At 54.3% G+C, this 17294-nt stretch carries 12 protein-coding genes and 1 other RNA gene; 5 read left to right on the plus strand and 8 right to left on the minus strand.

Annotated features, from left to right (window positions below):
• Positions 1 to 2 precede the first annotated feature (2 nt).
• Genes sufS through sufA form a run of 5 tightly spaced genes read right to left on the minus strand, consistent with a single transcriptional unit; the run spans position 3 to position 5131 of the window.
• The gene (sufS, locus tag BM323_RS00985) at positions 3 to 1226 is read right to left on the minus strand and encodes a cysteine desulfurase SufS (protein WP_091003179.1); all 1224 of its coding nucleotides are present in this window, start codon (positions 1224 to 1226) and stop codon (positions 3 to 5) included.
• Positions 1223 to 2500 carry a Fe-S cluster assembly protein SufD gene (sufD, locus tag BM323_RS00990; RefSeq protein ID WP_008102975.1) on the minus strand — a complete coding sequence of 426 codons (1278 nt, stop codon included), beginning with the start codon at positions 2498 to 2500 and terminating at the stop codon, positions 1223 to 1225. The genes sufS and sufD overlap by 4 nt, the downstream gene beginning before the upstream one ends.
• Positions 2475 to 3221 carry a Fe-S cluster assembly ATPase SufC gene (sufC, locus tag BM323_RS00995; protein WP_008102973.1) on the minus strand — a complete coding sequence of 249 codons (747 nt, stop codon included), beginning with the start codon at positions 3219 to 3221 and terminating at the stop codon, positions 2475 to 2477. Before sufC ends, sufD begins: the two co-directional genes overlap by 26 nt.
• A gap of 34 nt (positions 3222 to 3255) precedes the next feature.
• Complete coding sequence (gene sufB / locus BM323_RS01000; protein WP_008102971.1) at positions 3256 to 4749, minus strand: Fe-S cluster assembly protein SufB; 1494 nt, start codon at positions 4747 to 4749, stop codon at positions 3256 to 3258.
• Positions 4750 to 4756: 7 nt separating this feature from the next.
• On the minus strand, positions 4757 to 5131 hold the full coding sequence (gene sufA / locus BM323_RS01005) for a Fe-S cluster assembly scaffold SufA (protein ID WP_007892717.1): 375 nt from the start codon (positions 5129 to 5131) through the stop codon (positions 4757 to 4759).
• Between the two features lie 389 nt (positions 5132 to 5520).
• Here sufA and BM323_RS01010 point away from each other — a divergent pair, with 389 nt between their 5' ends.
• Complete coding sequence (locus BM323_RS01010; RefSeq protein WP_008102969.1) at positions 5521 to 5925, plus strand: hypothetical protein; 405 nt, start codon at positions 5521 to 5523, stop codon at positions 5923 to 5925.
• Positions 5926 to 5955: 30 nt separating this feature from the next.
• Here the strand turns inward: BM323_RS01010 and BM323_RS01015 are convergent, their stop codons facing one another.
• Entirely contained in the window at positions 5956 to 9009 is a 3054-nt protein-coding gene (locus tag BM323_RS01015; protein ID WP_008102967.1) for a D-2-hydroxyglutarate dehydrogenase YdiJ, read from the minus strand.
• Positions 9010 to 9214: 205 nt separating this feature from the next.
• On the opposite strand from BM323_RS01015, the gene ydiK reads away from it, so the two are divergent.
• Positions 9215 to 10327, plus strand: coding sequence for an AI-2E family transporter YdiK (gene ydiK, locus BM323_RS01020; RefSeq protein WP_008102965.1), 1113 nt, complete (start codon positions 9215 to 9217; stop codon positions 10325 to 10327).
• Positions 10328 to 10666: 339 nt separating this feature from the next.
• An RNA gene (rprA, locus tag BM323_RS01025) (antisense sRNA RprA) lies at positions 10667 to 10774 on the plus strand.
• A 99-nt stretch (positions 10775 to 10873) separates the two neighbouring features.
• On the opposite strand, the gene ppsA is transcribed toward rprA, so the two are convergent.
• Positions 10874 to 13261 (minus strand): phosphoenolpyruvate synthase, encoded by a 2388-nt coding sequence (ppsA, locus tag BM323_RS01030; RefSeq protein WP_008102963.1) that lies wholly within the window; start codon positions 13259 to 13261, stop codon positions 10874 to 10876.
• Positions 13262 to 13710: 449 nt separating this feature from the next.
• Between ppsA and BM323_RS01035 the strand changes: the two genes are divergently transcribed.
• Positions 13711 to 14538, plus strand: coding sequence for a posphoenolpyruvate synthetase regulatory kinase/phosphorylase PpsR (locus BM323_RS01035; RefSeq protein ID WP_008102960.1), 828 nt, complete (start codon positions 13711 to 13713; stop codon positions 14536 to 14538).
• A 232-nt stretch (positions 14539 to 14770) separates the two neighbouring features.
• The gene (locus tag BM323_RS01040; RefSeq protein ID WP_008102958.1) at positions 14771 to 15817 is read left to right on the plus strand and encodes a 3-deoxy-7-phosphoheptulonate synthase; all 1047 of its coding nucleotides are present in this window, start codon (positions 14771 to 14773) and stop codon (positions 15815 to 15817) included.
• 7 nt (positions 15818 to 15824) lie between these two features.
• Here the strand turns inward: BM323_RS01040 and BM323_RS01045 are convergent, their stop codons facing one another.
• Positions 15825 to 17264 (minus strand): protein adenylyltransferase SelO, encoded by a 1440-nt coding sequence (locus tag BM323_RS01045; protein WP_008102956.1) that lies wholly within the window; start codon positions 17262 to 17264, stop codon positions 15825 to 15827.
• Between the last annotated feature and the right edge of the window lie 30 nt (positions 17265 to 17294).

Consider the following 17294-nt stretch of genomic DNA (forward strand, 5'->3'; position numbering starts at 1 on the left):
GCTCAACCGCCCAGCAGACGATGAATACGGGTCAAACCTGCGGCCAGGCGATCGGCTTCTTCTTCGGTGTTATACAGCGCGAAGGAGGCACGACACATCGCCGGCACCGCATAATGACGCATCAGCGGCATTGCGCAATGATGGCCAGTGCGGATCGCAATACCGTATTGATCAAGGAAACTGCCGACATCAAACGCGTGATGCTTGCCGAGGTTAAAAGCCACCACGCCGCTACGACTCTCCGGACCGTAAATCACCAGATCCGGCACCGAAGCCAGTTTATCCAGCGCATAACGCATCAGCATCGATTCGCGCTGATGAATAACGTCCAGGCCCAATTCGCTGATCCACGTTAACGCCGCACCCAAACCAATGATACCGCCGGTATTTGGCGTGCCCGCTTCGAAACGCCATGGCGTACTGTTAAAGGTGGTGCCGGTTGGCAGCACCACTTCAGAAATCATCGAACCGCCGCCTTCCCACGGTGGCATGATCTCCTGCAACGCTTTACGCGCGTACAGCACACCAATACCGGTCGGACCATAAATTTTATGGCCGGAGAAGGCGTAAAAGTCACAGTCGATATCCTGCACATCCACCGCGTGATGCATCACAGCTTGCGCGCCATCTACCAGCGTAATTACGCCAGCGGCTTTCGCTTGCGCCACGATGGCTTTCACAGGATTGACGGTTCCGAGCACGTTTGAAACGTGGGTCACCGCCAGCAAACGGGTGCGGCTATCAATCAAGCCACTCAGCTGTTCCAGCGCCAGCTCGCCCTGCGCATTTAGCGGCAGTACGCGAATTTCTGCGCCGGTACGCTGTGCCACCATCTGCCACGGTACGATGTTAGCGTGATGCTCCATCTCGGTGATGATGATGTTATCGCCCGGCTGCAGCTGACTGCCGCCCCAACTGTTAGCCACCAGATTGATGGCTTCCGTGGTGCCTTTGACGAAGATGATCTCTTCAGGCGAAGCGGCGTTAAGAAAACGCGCGGCCTGATGACGCACGTTCTCCATGTCGGTGGTCGCCTGCGCGCTCAACGAATGGATACCGCGGTGCACGGCTGCATAGCCGTGCTGGTAGAAATAACTTTCCGCATTGATGACCGCGAGCGGGCGCTGGGCGCTGGCCGCGCTATCAAGGTAGGCCAGCGGATGTCCGTTGACCTCACGTTTCAGAATCGGAAATTCCGCTCTGATGCGTTCGAGATCGAAACTCATGACTCAACTCCCGGAATACGCACGGCAATGCGCTGCAGCACCACCTGACGCAGTACCGGATTCTCCAGCGTTTCGGTGAGTTCAGCGGCAAATGCATGGATGATCATACGCTGTGCGGCGGTCTCATCGATGCCGCGCGAGCGCAGATAGAACATCTGCTCTTCATCTATACGACCAATGGTCGCACCGTGACTGCACTTCACGTCATCAGCATAGATTTCCAGCTGCGGCTTGGTGTCCACTTCAGCCAGACGGCCCAGCAACAGGTTGTTGTTGGTCATCTGTCCATCAGTTTTCAGCGCGTGCTGTGCCACTTTAATCATGCCGTTGAACACCGCACGACCTTTATCGCGCGCGATGACTTTGTGCATCTGACGGCTGGTGCAGTAGCCTTTGTTGTGCTCCAGATAGCTGCGGGTATCGCACACTTCCTGATTCACTGGCAACGACAAGCTGTTGATCGCCAGATTGGTATTTTCGCCATTCAGCTGCGCGCTGGTGTTGTGACGCGATAAGCCCGCACCCAGCAGGAAGCTGGTGGTGGCCACATTCGCATCACGGCCCATCACCACGTCATTGTGCGCGAAGTGGTAAGCCTTCTCGCTCTCAAATGACAGTTTGATGTGCTGCAGTTTGGCATTGTCGGCCACGTCGAACGTGAAACGCGCGCCGGTAAAGTGCGCCACGTCATTCAGCGTAACGTAGTGCTCAATCACTTCCGCTTCTGCGCTGGCTTCCAGCTGCAAATGGTGGCGATGATGCACGGTGTTAGTGCCCGCGTCCTGACCGCTGGTGATGTGCAGCAGATAGAGCGGTTTAGCCGCTGATTTGCCACGCGCCAGACGAATAGTCGTAGCTTCTTCCGCCAGACTTTCGGTCAGATGCAGGAACACTTCCGGCTGAATCGGTGCCGGCAGCGGACGACGCTCAGAAGCCTGCGCATGCTGAATTTCAAACAGGCCGGTATCACGGCTGCTCAATTCAGCCTGAAAGCGACCATCAATAAACACCAGACGCACCGCATCAACCGGCAGCGCCAGCGCTTCAACTTGCTCAGCGCTCACTTCCTGCGGCTGTGGCAGCACAAATTGCTGCGCCAGCAGGCCATCAAGCGGCGTGTATTTCCAGTTTTCGTGCTTACGCGTCGGCAGGCCGACACGCATCAGTTGCTGCCAGTGCTGCTGCGCCTGTAAAGAACGCACGTCACCGCGCGATTCAAACAGGTGATGCCACTGCTGCAGGGCGTTATCACTCTTGGTCGGTAAGCCAGCCATAGCCTTGCTCCTCCAACTGTTTCACCAGCGAGAAGTCGCCAGATTTAACGATCTTGCCCTGATACAGCACGTGTACGTGATCCGGCTTGATGTAATCCAGGATGCGCTGATAGTGCGTCACGATGATGAATGAACGCTTACCGTCACGCAGGCTATTAACGCCTTCGGCTACGATTTTCAGCGCATCGATATCCAGACCGGAGTCGGTTTCATCCAGGATGCACAGCTCAGGTTCCAGGGCCGCCATCTGCAGGATGTCGTTACGCTTCTTCTCACCGCCGGAGAAACCCACGTTCACTGAACGGGTCAGCAAATCTTCTGGCATCTTCAGCAGCTGGATTTTATCTTCGATAAAGTCCTGGAAGTCGAAACGGTCCAGTGGCTCCTGCTCACGGTATTTACGTACCGCGTTGACCGAGGTCTGCAGGAAGAACTGGTTGCTGACGCCCGGAATTTCTACCGGATACTGGAACGCCATGAAGATGCCTTCACCGGCACGCTCTTCTGGCTCAAGTTCCAGCAGATCTTTGCCCTTAAAGGTGACAGAACCGCCAGTGACTTCGTAATCTTCACGACCAGCCAGCGTTGCAGACAGGGTACTTTTACCTGAACCGTTCGGTCCCATGATGGCGTGGACTTCGCCCGGTTTTACTTCAAGGTTCAGACCGCGCAAAATCTCTTTGTCTTCAACGCTAACCTGCAAATCTTTAATGCTTAACATACTCTTTCCTTCACATTGCTTCCGGCAACGGGCATCAGCCCACACTGTGCTCAAGGCTGATAGCTAACAATTTTTGCGCTTCCACGGCGAATTCCAGTGGCAGCTCGGAGAAAACGTCTTTGCAGAAGCCGTTAACGATCATTGAGATCGCATCTTCTTCGCTGATGCCGCGCTGCAGGCAGTAGAACATCTGATCTTCACCGATGCGCGAGGTAGTGGCTTCATGCTCCAGATGGGCGGTGTTGTTGCGCGTTTCCACATACGGGAAGGTGTGCGCACCGCACTCGGCGCCAATCAGCATCGAGTCACACTGGGTGAAGTTACGCGCGTTGGTGGCGGTTGGCATGATTTTCACCAGGCCGCGATAGGTGTTCTGGCTCTTACCGGCAGAGATACCTTTCGAGATGATAGTCGACTTGGTGTTTTTACCAATGTGAATCATCTTGGTACCGGTATCCGCCTGCTGGCGGCCCGCGGTTAGCGCGACTGAGTAGAACTCACCAATCGAGTAGTCACCGCGCAGAATGCAGCTTGGATATTTCCAGGTGATCGCCGAACCAGTCTCGGACTGGGTCCAGGACATCTTGCTGTGATCGCCTTCGCACAGGGCACGCTTGGTGACGAAGTTGAGGATACCGCCCTCGCCTTCACCGCCTGGGAACCAGTTCTGTACGGTTGAATATTTCACTTCAGCGTTCTTGTGGATGATCACTTCTACCACTGCGGCGTGCAGCTGATAGGTGTCACGCACCGGCGCTGAGCAACCTTCGATGTAGCTGACGTAGCTATCTTCATCGGCGATCAAGATGGTGCGCTCGAACTGACCGGTTTTTGCCGCATTGATGCGGAAATAGGTCGACAGCTCCATCGGGCAACGTACGCCTTTCGGGATGTACACGAAGGTACCGTCAGAGGCCACAGCGGAGTTCAGCGCGGCAAAGAAGTTATCGTTTGGCGGCACGACAGTACCGAGATACTTCTGCACCAGCTCTGGATGATCGTGAATCGCTTCGCCGAACGAGCAGAAGATAATGCCCTGCTCCGCCAGCTTGCCGCGATAGGTAGTGGAAACGGAGACGGAGTCGAAAATCGCATCCACCGCCACTTCACGCCCTTCACGCACCGGAACGCCTAACTGGTTGAACGCGTCTTCCACTTCCTTCGTCAGGTAGTCGCTGGAGGCGACGCTGCCGGAGGTTTGGGTTGCGCCAGGTTCAGAAGCACAGCTGTCATCGCAGTTGCCGCAGGACGGCGCGGAATAGTAGCTGTAATCCTGATAATCCAGTTTTTCGTAGTGCGCTTTCAGCCAGTGCGGCTCTTCCATTTGTTCCCAGGCGCGGAACGCTTTGAGACGGAATTCAAGCATCCATTCAGGTTCGTTACGTTTAGCCGAAATGGCGCGCACCACATCTTCATTGATGCCGTGAGCAAATTCTTCGGTTTGTAACTGGGTAAAGAAGCCCTCTTTATAGTTGAGCTTGCCTTCCCACATTTGTACATCATCAGATGCTTCGGTGTGTCGTGACATGTTTTACTTACTCGACGCCAAAGCTTTCACCGCACCCGCAGGCGTGTTGAGCTTTAGGGTTGTTGAATTTAAAAATCTGGTTAAGACCTTCGCGGACATAATCCAGCTCGGTACCGTCAACAAACGGCATCGCCTGAAGTGGCACAAACAGTTTTGCGCCGAATTGCTCAAACTGCAGGTCGTCATCGGCAGGATCTTTTACCAGATCCATAACGTACCCAAAGCCGGCACAGCCGGACGTTTTCACACCCAGTTTCAAGCCCTTGACTTCAGGGTCTTGTTCTACCAGGTTAAGAATCTGTTTCGCTGCCGATTCGGTCAGCGTGAGCCCTTTCCAGACGAAATCTTCGGGTGAAAAGGAGTCGGCATTTACTGATGACATTGTGCTACCTCGTATGTCTGGGCCTTTTCAGGCTATCCCCCTATGGTAGTGATATCAGATATCACTTCAACCTCTTGTTTTGCAGGGATAATCATCTCGTGCTATTTTTCACTGTTGCTTTATTAAGCATAGTCGCTTCAAAGCAGATTGACGGCGGCATTCCCGCGCGCGCCTGACCTGCGTAACCCGTTAAATTGCCGCAAAATTTTTAAAATCAATTTTACGATTTAATCCTGATTGATAGGTTACGCCTTTCTACTATGTAAAGAAATTGTTATTGCCGATTTTAGTAACAGGCAGAAGAAATCAATAAAATTTCACAGCGGGAATTGCATTCCTGACGCGGTTGAATATGATAATGATTATCATTAACCTAAAAAGGTGGCGATATGACGCTTACCGTCTCAGCCTGGTTACAACATAAAATCGACGAATATAAGTTTTCGGTGCGCGATATCACCGTTGACTTCTACATGGCTCAGGCAAAGCTCAACCGCACCGATTGCACTCTCGACCAACTGCGTCGCTTCAACGACACCTGCCTCGATATGGCAGAAATCTGCGAACTTAACGGCGACGATCACAGCTTTCTGCATGCCATGGGCAAGCTCCATCACCGCTTAGTGCAGGAGATGGGCAATGCCGATCGTGACCGTTTGTTCCGGATTCAGGCCTATCAACTGGCGCGCCTGTCATTAACACGTTTGTGTCATCAACTGGCGCTCAGCGGCGAGTGGGATCAAGCTACCCGCCTGCAGAGTGATTTTGTTCGCCACGCAGGCTGGATATTCTAATCCAGCTTTGTGACGTCTCCTACAATTTGTTTACATCATTTCCAGTAACGCTTGCAGTGGATGACGCATGCCATTGCCTTCTGCGCGTTTCACCTGGCTACGACAGGAAAAGCCGGTCGCGAGACAGCGTTGACGCGGCAGCTTTTGCAGCTGCGGATGCCAGGAAAGCTCATAAATCCCCAGCGAATTCTCCAGGTTTGCGCTTTCGTGACCATAGGTTCCCGCCATGCCGCAACAACCGACATTGACGTTTTCCAGCTTCGCGCCAAAGCGCGCAAAGATGCTCTGCCACTGATTCGGCGTGGATGGCAGCGCGGTCACTTCGGTGCAGTGCGCAAACAAATACCAGGCTTCGCCGCTGGCGGTTTGTTCCGCGCGTGGAGACAACGCGGTTTGCAGCCACTCGTGCACCAGCTGCACGTTAAATTCGCAGCGCTGCTCGCCCAGCACCTGATTATACTCATCGCGATAACAGAGTACGGTCGCCGGATCGACGCCGACCATCGGCATGCCCAGCTTCGCTACGCGGTTGAGAAAATCGGCGGTTTTGCTGGCGGTACGTGCAAAGCGTTGCAGGAAGCCTTTCACATGCTGCGCCTTACCGTTCGGCGAGAACGGCAGCAACACCGGACGATAACCGAGTTTCTCAATCAGCTTGACGAAATCGGTGACCAGCTGCGCCTCGTAATAGCTGGTGAAAGGATCTTGCACCACCAGCACGCAGTTTTCGCGTTGCGCCGCATCCAGCGCTTCTAACTGCTCCAGCGTCAGGTTCATCGCCGGATGACCGCTTAACTGCTGCTTGAGGCTCGGCGATGACAGCAGTGGCAAATCCACCATGCCGATATGCGTTTTACTCAGTTCGCGCATCCACGGCTGTTTGAGGAAGAAGTTGAACACCTTGGGCGCTTTGGCCATCAACGGCGCGTAACTTTCCACGCTAGCCACCAGATGATCGCTCATCGGACGCAGATAGCGCGTGTGATAAAGCTGCAGGAAGCGTGAACGGAAGTTCGGCACATCGATCTTGATAGGACACTGCGTCGAGCAGGCTTTACACGCCAGGCAGCCCGACATCGCCTCTTTCACTTCGTGCGAGAAGTCATATTCGCCCTGATTCGCGTGCCAGGTATTGCGCGTGCGCTGAATCAGCGTACGCAAGCTCGCGCCCTGTTTGGGCAGCGCCTGCTCCAGCTGAACGGGATCCACGCCCTGCTCGGAGAGCAAGCGCAGCCATTCACGCGTCAATGTCGCGCGACCTTTCGGTGAGTGAATGCGGTTGCGGGTGATTTTCATCGACGGGCACATCGGGCTACGCGCATCAAAGTTGAAGCACAAACCGTTGCCATTACACTCCATTGCGCCACGCCACTCGTTGCGCACCGTGACGGGAATCTGCCGATCGTAGGTGCCGCGTTTCACTGCATCAACCTGCATCATCGGTTCATCACTGCCCAGCGGCGTACAGATTTTGCCGGGATTCATGCGGTTGTCAGGATCGAAGGCGGCTTTGATGCGGCGCAATTCGTTGAACAGCGTTTCGCCAAAAAATTCCGGGCTGTACTGCGCGCGGAAGCCTTTGCCGTGCTCGCCCCACAACAAACCGCCGTAGCGCGCAGTCAGCGCCACCACTTCATCGGAGATCTGCTTCATCAGCAGCTCTTGCTGCGGATCGCACATGTCCAGCGCCGGACGCACATGCAGCACGCCAGCATCCACGTGACCAAACATGCCGTAGCTCAGGCCGTGGCTATCGAGCAGCGCACGAAAATCGACGATATAATCCGCCAGCTGTTCTGGCGGCACGGCGGTATCTTCGACAAACGGAATCGGCTTGGCGCGCCCTTTGGCGTTCCCCAACAGGCCCACCGCTTTTTTGCGCATATTATAGATGCGCTCAATGCCGCCTAAATCGTCGCACAGTTGATAACCAATCACGCCGCCCATCTGCTGCTGCATCAGCTCATCCAGGCGCTGGCACAATGTGCTGATCTGCTGATCAATCAGTTCGCCATCATCACCGGCAAACTCCACGATGTTGAGGCCAAGCATCTCTTTATCTGGCACATCGGTAATCAATTCATTCACCGAATGCCAGACGATATCTTCACGCGCCAGGTTCAATACTTTCGAGTCAACGGTTTCTACCGACAACGCTTTGGCTTCCACCATAAAAGGTGCATTACGCAGGGCCGAGTCGAAGGAGTCGTATTTGATGTTCACCAAACGGCGCACTTTCGGGATGGGCGTGATGTCGAGGCGCGCTTCAGTAATAAAGGCCAATGTGCCTTCCGCGCCGCACAGCAGACGCGTCAGATCGAATGTCTGTAAATCATCGCTGAACACATGGCGCAGGTCGTAGCCGGTCAGGAAGCGATTGAGTTTGGGAAATTTCTCCAGAATCAGATCGCGCTGTTCACGACAGCGGCTAAGCACCTGCTGATAAATGCGCCCTTCCGCCGTTGGCGTGTTCGCCAGCTGTTCCGCCAGTGCGGTCGGCATGGCACGCGTATCCAGGATATCGCCGCCCAGCAGCACCGCACGCAGACCTTCAACGTGAGCGGAGGTTTTGCCATACACCAGCGAACCCTGGCCCGATGCATCGGTGTTGATCATGCCGCCAAGCGTGGCGCGGTTGCTGGTGGAGAGTTCCGGTGAGAAGAAGAAGCCATACGGCTTAAGCCACGCATTGAGCTGATCTTTCACCACGCCCGCTTCAACACGCACCCAACCTTGCTCGGTATTGATTTCCAGGATGCGGTTCATATAGCGCGACATATCCACCACGATGCCCTGATTGAGCGACTGCCCGTTGGTGCCGGTGCCGCCACCGCGTGGCGTAAACACCAGGCTGGTAAAGCGGGTTTCACCGGCGAGGCGCGCAATCAAGGCTACATCCGCCGTCGAGCGCGGAAACAGCGCTGCATCAGGCAGCAGCTGATAAATACTGTTGTCGGTGGAAAGCGAGAGGCGATCGGCATAGCTGGTAGCGGTATCGCCGGTAAAGCCTTGCTCTTTTAAGGACTGCAGGAATGTCAGCACCAGTTGAACGAGGCCCGGTGCCTGAGAAATCTGTGGGATCATTATTGAGTGACCGAGATGTTGTAAACGTTTGCGTCGTAATTTTTTTCAGCCATTGGTTTTATCATACTTTTCCGCTGGCTGCTGTTTTTTCAGGAAAGCGCGCCGCCGTCGCTGCTTTTCCTGTTTAAATTTCAGGAAATAGATCATCATTAATCAGGGCTGTTCAGCCCCACTCTGAAGGATTCAATCGAGGTTAACCGTTGTGATGAAAGACCTGCAACGCGGTATGGATTTACCGCAAATGCTGTTTTCACTGATGTTCATTCTGATCATGATCATCGCCAGTCTGTGGGTGGTGCAGCCCTTTATTCTCGGCTTTGCCTGGGCCAGCATGGTGGTGATCGCCACCTGGCCGTTGATGATTCGTCTGCAGCAGATGTTATGGGGACGCCGCTCGCTGGCGGTTATCGCCATGACCATTTTGCTATTACTGCTGTTTATTATTCCTATCGCCCTGCTGGTCAGCAGCCTGATTGATAACAGCGCGCCGGTGATTGCCTGGGCAACGCAGCGCCATCTGGTGATGCCAGACTTCGATTGGTTGCGACAGATTCCCTATGTCGGCAGAAAACTCTATTCCAGCTACCACAAATTGGTGGATGGCGGCGGCGCGGCGATGCTGAATCAGGTGCAGCCTTATATTGGTCGCACCACGGGTTTCTTCGTGGCGCAGGCCGGGCACTTTGGCCGCTTTATGATGCACCTCATCGTGATGCTGCTGTTCAGCGTGCTGCTCTACTGGCGCGGCGAGCAGGTGGGTCACGGGATTCGTCATTTTGCTTATCGCATGAGCGGACGCCGTGGTGATGCCGCGGTGCTGCTGGCTGGTCAGGCGATCCGTGCTGTGGCGCTCGGCGTGGTGGTCACCGCGCTGGTGCAGGGCGTGCTCGGCGGCATCGGTTTAGCCATTTCCGGCATTCCTTATGCCACGCTGTTAACCGTGTTGATGATTCTGACCTGTCTGGTGCAGCTCGGACCGCTGGTGGTGTTAGTGCCAGCAATTATCTGGCTCTACTGGAGCGGCGATACCACATGGGGCACGGTGCTGTTGGTATGGAGTTGCGTGGTCGGTACGCTGGACAGTGTGTTGCGTCCGATGTTGATTCGTATGGGCGCCGATTTACCGATGATCCTGATTCTCTCCGGCGTTATTGGCGGATTGATTGCTTTCGGTATGATCGGACTGTTTATCGGTCCGGTGGTATTGGCGGTCTCTTATCGTCTGGTTTCGGTGTGGATGCATGAAGCGCCTGAACCCGATGACGATATGCAAACCGCCATCGAAGCACTAGCCGATCACGAAGAAGAACAACGTTAAGTTCGTAGGGTCGCCATTCATGGCGACCTGATACACCTGAATGCCCACCCTGCAAAAGATGCACAAACTCTCCGTTTTACACTGGCCTTACTTTAACCCGCCTAATGCCTCAACTTCGTCACCTTGCATTCCCTACCGATAATAATTTTTTTCCATAAGCGATTTTTAAGAAAAAACGCAGTTTTAGGCGCTTTAGGTGGGATTCGCTTACGGAATGATTATTTTTGCAGCTGAAACAGCAGTAGATCACTAAGAAAATCACCACGAAAGGTTATCAGCTTTAAACTAATAAGAGGATTCTTAAAGACGCCAGCGGGCCTGATCAATAACATGTTTCCTATGTTTGGAATCAAGCTACTGATTTTTAAACAACCTTATTCCCCTGAGTAAAGTGAAGAATTGCTGTGTGTAGTCTTTGCCCATCCCCTGTGATGGGCTTTTTTTTGGCTTTTTTTCAGGAAAAACAACAAGGCCAGCAACGCTGGCCTTGATAATTACCTTAATGACACGTCAAATTCTCATCTGAGGCATTAAATTGCCGCTTGGTTAATGTTTCGCAGTGTTCAACTCTGCCAAACCTAACCAGGTTTCAACCACGGTATCCGGATTCAGCGACAGGCTATCAATGCCCTGCTCCATTAACCATGCCGCAAAGTCCTGATGATCTGATGGGCCCTGACCACAAATACCAACGTATTTGCCCTGCTTTTTCGCCGCTTTGATCGACATCGACAACAGCGCTTTCACCGCATCGTTACGCTCATCAAACAGCGCGGACACCACGCCAGAGTCACGATCGAGGCCCAGCGCCAGCTGCGTCATGTCGTTTGAGCCGATGGAGAAGCCATCGAAGTGCTCGAGGAACTGCTCAGCCAGCAAGGCGTTGGACGGGATCTCACACATCATGATCACTTTCAGGCCGTTCTCGCCGCGCTTCAGACCGTTTTTCGCCAGCTCAGCGACCACCGCTTCGGCTTGATCGACGGTACGCACGAACGGGATCATGATCTCAACGTTGGTCAGTCCCATTTCGTTACGCACGCGCTTCACCGCTTCGCACTCCAGCTTGAAGCAGTCGCGGAAGTTGTCAGCAACGTAACGACCGGCGCCACGGAAACCAAGCATCGGGTTCTCTTCTTCCGGCTCATAACGCTCGCCGCCGACCAGGTTGGCATATTCGTTGGTTTTGAAATCCGAGAGACGAACAATCACGCGCTTCGGCGCAAACGCCGCACCCAAGGTCGCAATCCCTTCGGTCAGACGGCCGATGTAGAACTCAATCGGATCATCAAAGCCTTTCATCATCTGACGAATCTGCTGCTGCAGTTCCGGCGTTTGCTGATCAAACTCCAGCAACGCTTTCGGATGCACGCCAATCATGCGGTTAATGATGAATTCCAGACGCGCCAGGCCGACACCTTCGTTCGGCAAGCAGGCGAAATCAAAGGCACGATCCGGGTTACCGATGTTCATCATAATCTTCAGCGGCAGTTCCGGCATGGTATCGACCTGCGAGCTGGTGACTTCAAAGTCCAGCAGTTCGTCATAGACATAACCGGTATCGCCTTCGGCACAGGAAACCGTGACTTTATGGCCATCTTTAAGGTGATCGGTGGCATCGCCACAGCCCACCACCGCCGGAATGCCCAGCTCACGCGCGATGATCGCCGCGTGGCAGGTACGACCGCCGCGATTGGTCACGATGGCCGAGGCTTTCTTCATGATCGGTTCCCAATCGGGATCGGTCATGTCGGTCACCAGCACATCGCCTTTTTCAATGCGGTGCATCTCGCTGATGTCGTGAATGACTTTGACTTCACCGGCACCGATGCGATGACCAATGGCTCGCCCCTCGACCACCACTTTGCCTTTGCCCTGCAGCGTATAGCGTTCCATCACCTGACCGTTGGAGCGCACCGTTTCCGGACGCGCCTGCACGATGAACAGTTTGCCGGTGTGGCCATCTTTCGCCCACTCAATGTCCATTGGGCGTTTGTAATGCTGCTCAATCAGCACCGCCTGACGCGCCAGCGCTTGCACTTCGTCATCGGTTAAGCTGAAGCGATCGCGCTGTTCCTGCTCGACATCTTCAATGCGCACCTGCTCGCCATGCTCCTGCGAATCGGCATATACCATGCGCAACTTTTTCGAGCCCATGGTGCGGCGCACAATCGCCGGACGGTTGGCTGCCAATGTCGGTTTGTGCACGTAGAACTCGTCGGGGTTAACCGCGCCCTGCACCACCATTTCGCCCAAACCAAAGGCTGAGGTGATAAACACCACCTGATCGAAGCCTGATTCGGTATCAATGGTAAACATTACGCCCGACGAGGCGAGATCCGATCGCACCATGCGCTGAATACCGGCCGAGAGCGCTACGCCGCGATGGTCGTAGCCCTGATGCACACGGTAAGAGATAGCGCGATCGTTAAATAAAGAGGCATACACGTGCTTCACCGCGATGATCACCGCGTCATAGCCCTGCACGTTAAGGAAAGTCTCCTGCTGGCCGGCAAACGAGGCGTCGGGCATATCCTCGGCGGTGGCTGACGAGCGCACCGCAAAGGAGGCGTCGGCATCATCAGCAGAGAGTTGTTCGTAGGCGCTACGAATCGCCGCTTCCAGCTCAGGCTGGAATGGCGTATCGACCACCCATTGACGAATCTGTTTACCCGCTTGCGCGAGTTCAGCAACATCATCAACATCCGTTTTATCCAGCAAATCATAAATACGCTGGTTCAGTCCGCTTTGATCGAGGAACAGATTAAACGCATAAGATGTGGTCGCATAACCGTTTGGCACGGAAACACCCAGCGACGACAAATTCGTAATCATTTCTCCCAGGGAAGCATTCTTGCCTCCCACCCGATCAACATCATGCATGCCAAGCTGGTTGTACCAGAGCACTAGCGACTGTTGGTCTTGATTGGACATTGAGATTATCCTTTTAAATGATGTGAATACACATGGAACATTTTGCTATTCGCCAAAACAGCCTGGCACAACCGATAAATAAAGACTAAGTGTTGAATCGTTAAAGCAGGAAAAGAACGGCAAAATCGGATTAGTACTTAGAATTAATTGAGTTGCGCAACCTGGCTATTTCACGCTAATGGATTGCTGCAACGATATTTTTCCCCTTTTCAGAGGGTTAGCGATTGATTTTTGTTGCGCAACGGCTTCACACTTTATTTCATGCGCGAAAAGGAAAATGCGCGAAAATAACGCTTTTCAAAACAGCATTTCATCTAATATTGATTATTCGCTGATTCATCTTTGTGAGCGCAATAGCGGACAATATGGATATTTCATTTTACTATTAATTAAAATGAAATATTGTCATCAATAATTTAGGCATTGATACGCAAGAGGATATTTGCACGATGAACACTGAACGCAGCGTATTCTACATTTCTGATGGCACCGCCATAACCGCCGAAGTACTGGGCCATGCGGTGTTATCTCAGTTCCCGGTGATGGCCCACAGCGTGACGCTGCCGTTTGTTGAGAATGTGCAGCGCGCTCAAGCGGTTAAAGCACAAATCAATGCGCTCTATCAGCAGAGCGGCGTACGCCCGCTGGTGTTCTTCTCCATTGTCACGCCCGATGTACGCGAAATTATTCTGGAGAGCGAAGGCTTTTGTCAGGACATCGTGCAGGCGCTGGTGGCACCGCTGCAGAGCGAGTTGGGCGTGGCGTCAATGCCAGTGGCGCACCGCACACACGGTTTAACCGCCAGCAACCTCGGCAAATATGACGCGCGTATCGCGGCCATCGATTACACCCTTGCGCATGATGACGGCATTTCTTTGCGCGGTCTGGAAGATGCGCAGGTGATTTTGCTCGGCGTGTCTCGCTGCGGGAAAACGCCCACCAGCTTGTATTTAGCGATGCAGTTTGGCGTGCGCGCCGCTAACTATCCGTTTATTGCCGATGATATGGATAACCTGAAACTGCCGCCGGCGCTACGTGCACATCAGCATAAGCTGTTTGGTTTGACCATCGATCCTGAACGTCTGGCGGCGATTCGCCAGGAGCGCGCGGAAAATACCCGTTACGCCTCGCTGCGCCAATGCCGTCTCGAGGTGGGCGAAGTGGAAGCGTTGTTCCGCACCAATCAGATTCGTTATCTCAACAGCACCAACTATTCGGTGGAAGAGATCGCAACCAAAATCCTCGACATTATGGGCCTGAACCGCAACATGTATTAGGTGTTGCTGCCGGTCGCCATAAATGGCGACCCTACAAAAACCGCACTACACATCCGTAGGGTCGCCATTTATGGCGACCTGATCTCACTGTAATTCCAATGTAAAGCCACGCTTCCGTCCGATTTGATGACCTTTGTTTTTAGCAGGTTGAATTCGCAGGCTATTAGTTTATTGTGACCACCATCACTTCCCGGTATTTCACCGCTGCGAAGAAAAAATTTTTGAGAACCCAATGAACAAGACTGATGAACTGCGTACCGCGCGCATCGGTAGCCTGTTAACTCCGGCTGCGCTCGCGCATGAACACCCTATTTCGGCAGAAATTGCCGCCAACGTCACCGCTTCCCGTCAACGCATCGCGCGCATTCTGACCGGCGAAGATCCGCGTCTTTTAGTGATTATTGGACCTTGCTCTCTGCACGATCCTAAAGCGGCGATTGAGTATGCAGAACGTCTGAACGTGCTGCGTGAGCGCCATAAAGATCGTCTGGAAATTGTCATGCGCGCCTATTTTGAAAAACCGCGCACCGTGATTGGCTGGAAAGGCCTGATCTCCGATCCGGACTTAGATGGTAGCTATGATGTCAATCGCGGCATCGCCATCGCGCGCAAACTGCTGCTGGATATCAACGCGCTCGGCATGCCAACCGCCACCGAATTCCTCGATATGGTGATCGGCCAGTTTATTGCCGACCTTATCAGCTGGGGCGCAATTGGCGCGCGAACCACTGAAAGTCAGATCCACCGTGAGATGGCATCGGCGCTCTCCTGCCCGGTCGGTTTCAAGAACGGCACCGACGGCAACGTGCAGATCGCGGTCGATGCGATTCGCGCCGCGCGCGCCAGCCACATGTTCCTGTCACCGGATAAAAACGGTCAGATGACCATTTATCAAACCAGCGGCAATCCGCATGGTCATGTGATCCTGCGCGGCGGTCGTCAGCCGAACTATCACGCCGAAGATGTGGCAGCAGCGGCGGCCAATCTGCGCGACTTCAATCTGCCGGAGCAGCTGGTGATCGACTTCAGCCACGGCAACTGCCTGAAGCAACATGGTCGTCAGCGTGATGTTGCCGATGACGTGGCGGCGCAAATCCGTGCCGGATCGCGCGCGGTCGCGGGCGTGATGATCGAGAGCTTCCTGCAGGAAGGAAATCAGAAAGTGGTGAGCGGTGAAGCGCTGACCTACGGCCAGTCGATCACCGATCCGTGCCTCGGCTGGGAAGACAGCGCCGAGGTGCTGGCAAAACTGGCTGCCGCAGTCGACAGCCGTTTTTAATCCCGACCTAGCTGGAACAACTTACTTCCAGCGTTTTGCCCCACTCTGGTGGCCGTTGACGCAACTCCGCGCTGACGGCCGCATCGCTAAACGGCTGCTGTAACGCGCTGTGCAGCCTGGCTAACGCCGTGGTCTCGCCGTTTTCTACCTCTTCAATTACCTGCTGTGCCAGATAGTTGCGCAATACCAGCGCCGGATTAGCCGCCTTCATCACCGCCTGACGCTGCGCATCGCTGGCGTTATCTTGCAACAAACGCTGGCGATAATCGCTATACCAGCGATCAAAAGCGTCACGATCGATAAACTCATCACGCAACGGCGAACGGCTTTCATCTTGCTGCGTGTCGCTTAGCATGCGGAAGGTCAGCGTGTAATCACTGCGTTCCGCCGTCATCATCGACAGCAAGCCGGTCAGAAGCGTGTTGTCATTGGCATCCGCCGTCAGCAAGCCGAGTTTGGCTCGCATCTTCTCGCCCCATACGCGCATCAACTCGTTTTCATAATGACCGAGCGCCAGTTTGAGTTGCTCGGTGGTCATTAAGCCCGACAAGGCGTGCGCCAGGCGATTAAGGTTCCACAGGCCAATCATCGGCTGATTTTCAAAGGCGTAGCGGCCCTGATAATCACTGTGATTACAGATGTAATCCGGCTGATAGTCGTCGAGGAAACCGTACGGACCGTAATCCAGCGTTAAGCCCAGAATCGACATGTTATCGGTGTTCATCACACCGTGCGCAAAGCCCACGCTTTGCCAATGGGCGATCAGGCTGGCGGTGCGTTTAACGATATCGGTGAACCACAGCAGATAACGGTCCGCTTCCTCTTTCAGCTGCGGCCAGTGATGGCGAATAGCGTAATCCGCCAGCTGGCGCACTTTGTCTTGTTCACCGCCGTAATAGAAATGCTCAAAATGGCCGAAACGCAGATGGCTGTCGGCAATGCGCATCAGCATCGCACCGCGTTCCTGGGTTTCGCGCAGCACCGGCTCATCGCCGATGGCGAGCGCCAGCGCGCGCGTGGTGGGAATGCCAAGATGGTGCAGCGCTTCGGAAGCGAGGAATTCGCGTACGCTGGAGCGGATCACCGCGCGACCGTCGCCCATGCGCGAATAAGGAGTTAATCCAGCGCCTTTCAAGTGCCAGTCGAGCTTACGACCGTTTGCCAGCTGCTGTTCACCCAGCAGAATGCCGCGCCCATCGCCCAGTTGTCCGGCCCAGACGCCAAACTGATGGCCGCTATACACCTGCGCCAGCGGCGACATGCCGGGCAACAGTTCGCGCCCTGACCACACGCCATGCCCGCTGCCGGCGAACAGCGCATCGTCTAAACCCATCTCTTGTGCCAGCGGCGCATTGTGATAAAACAGCCGTCCACCTGCCAATGGCGTTGGGTCCAGCGCGGTGTAGAATCCGGCTAATTCTTGCTGCCAGCTATTGGTAAATTGCATCGACACTCCGGAAGGTGCGCTTAATGAAGG

The organism is Pantoea sp. YR525 (assembly GCF_900116775.1).
In the GTDB taxonomy this organism is placed as follows: Bacteria; Pseudomonadota; Gammaproteobacteria; order Enterobacterales; family Enterobacteriaceae; genus Pantoea; species Pantoea symbiotica.

Coding starts and splice junctions, on each gene's coding strand:
- sufS (WP_091003179.1), bottom strand. CDS start 1,226: ATGAGTTTCGATCTCGAACGCATCAGAGCGGAATTTCCGATTCTGAAA.
- sufD (WP_008102975.1), bottom strand. CDS start 2,500: ATGGCTGGCTTACCGACCAAGAGTGATAACGCCCTGCAGCAGTGGCAT.
- sufC (WP_008102973.1), bottom strand. CDS start 3,221: ATGTTAAGCATTAAAGATTTGCAGGTTAGCGTTGAAGACAAAGAGATT.
- sufB (WP_008102971.1), bottom strand. CDS start 4,749: ATGTCACGACACACCGAAGCATCTGATGATGTACAAATGTGGGAAGGC.
- sufA (WP_007892717.1), bottom strand. CDS start 5,131: ATGTCATCAGTAAATGCCGACTCCTTTTCACCCGAAGATTTCGTCTGG.
- BM323_RS01010 (WP_008102969.1), top strand. CDS start 5,521: ATGACGCTTACCGTCTCAGCCTGGTTACAACATAAAATCGACGAATAT.
- BM323_RS01015 (WP_008102967.1), bottom strand. CDS start 9,009: ATGATCCCACAGATTTCTCAGGCACCGGGCCTCGTTCAACTGGTGCTG.
- ydiK (WP_008102965.1), top strand. CDS start 9,215: ATGAAAGACCTGCAACGCGGTATGGATTTACCGCAAATGCTGTTTTCA.
- ppsA (WP_008102963.1), bottom strand. CDS start 13,261: ATGTCCAATCAAGACCAACAGTCGCTAGTGCTCTGGTACAACCAGCTT.
- BM323_RS01035 (WP_008102960.1), top strand. CDS start 13,711: ATGAACACTGAACGCAGCGTATTCTACATTTCTGATGGCACCGCCATA.
- BM323_RS01040 (WP_008102958.1), top strand. CDS start 14,771: ATGAACAAGACTGATGAACTGCGTACCGCGCGCATCGGTAGCCTGTTA.
- BM323_RS01045 (WP_008102956.1), bottom strand. CDS start 17,264: ATGCAATTTACCAATAGCTGGCAGCAAGAATTAGCCGGATTCTACACC.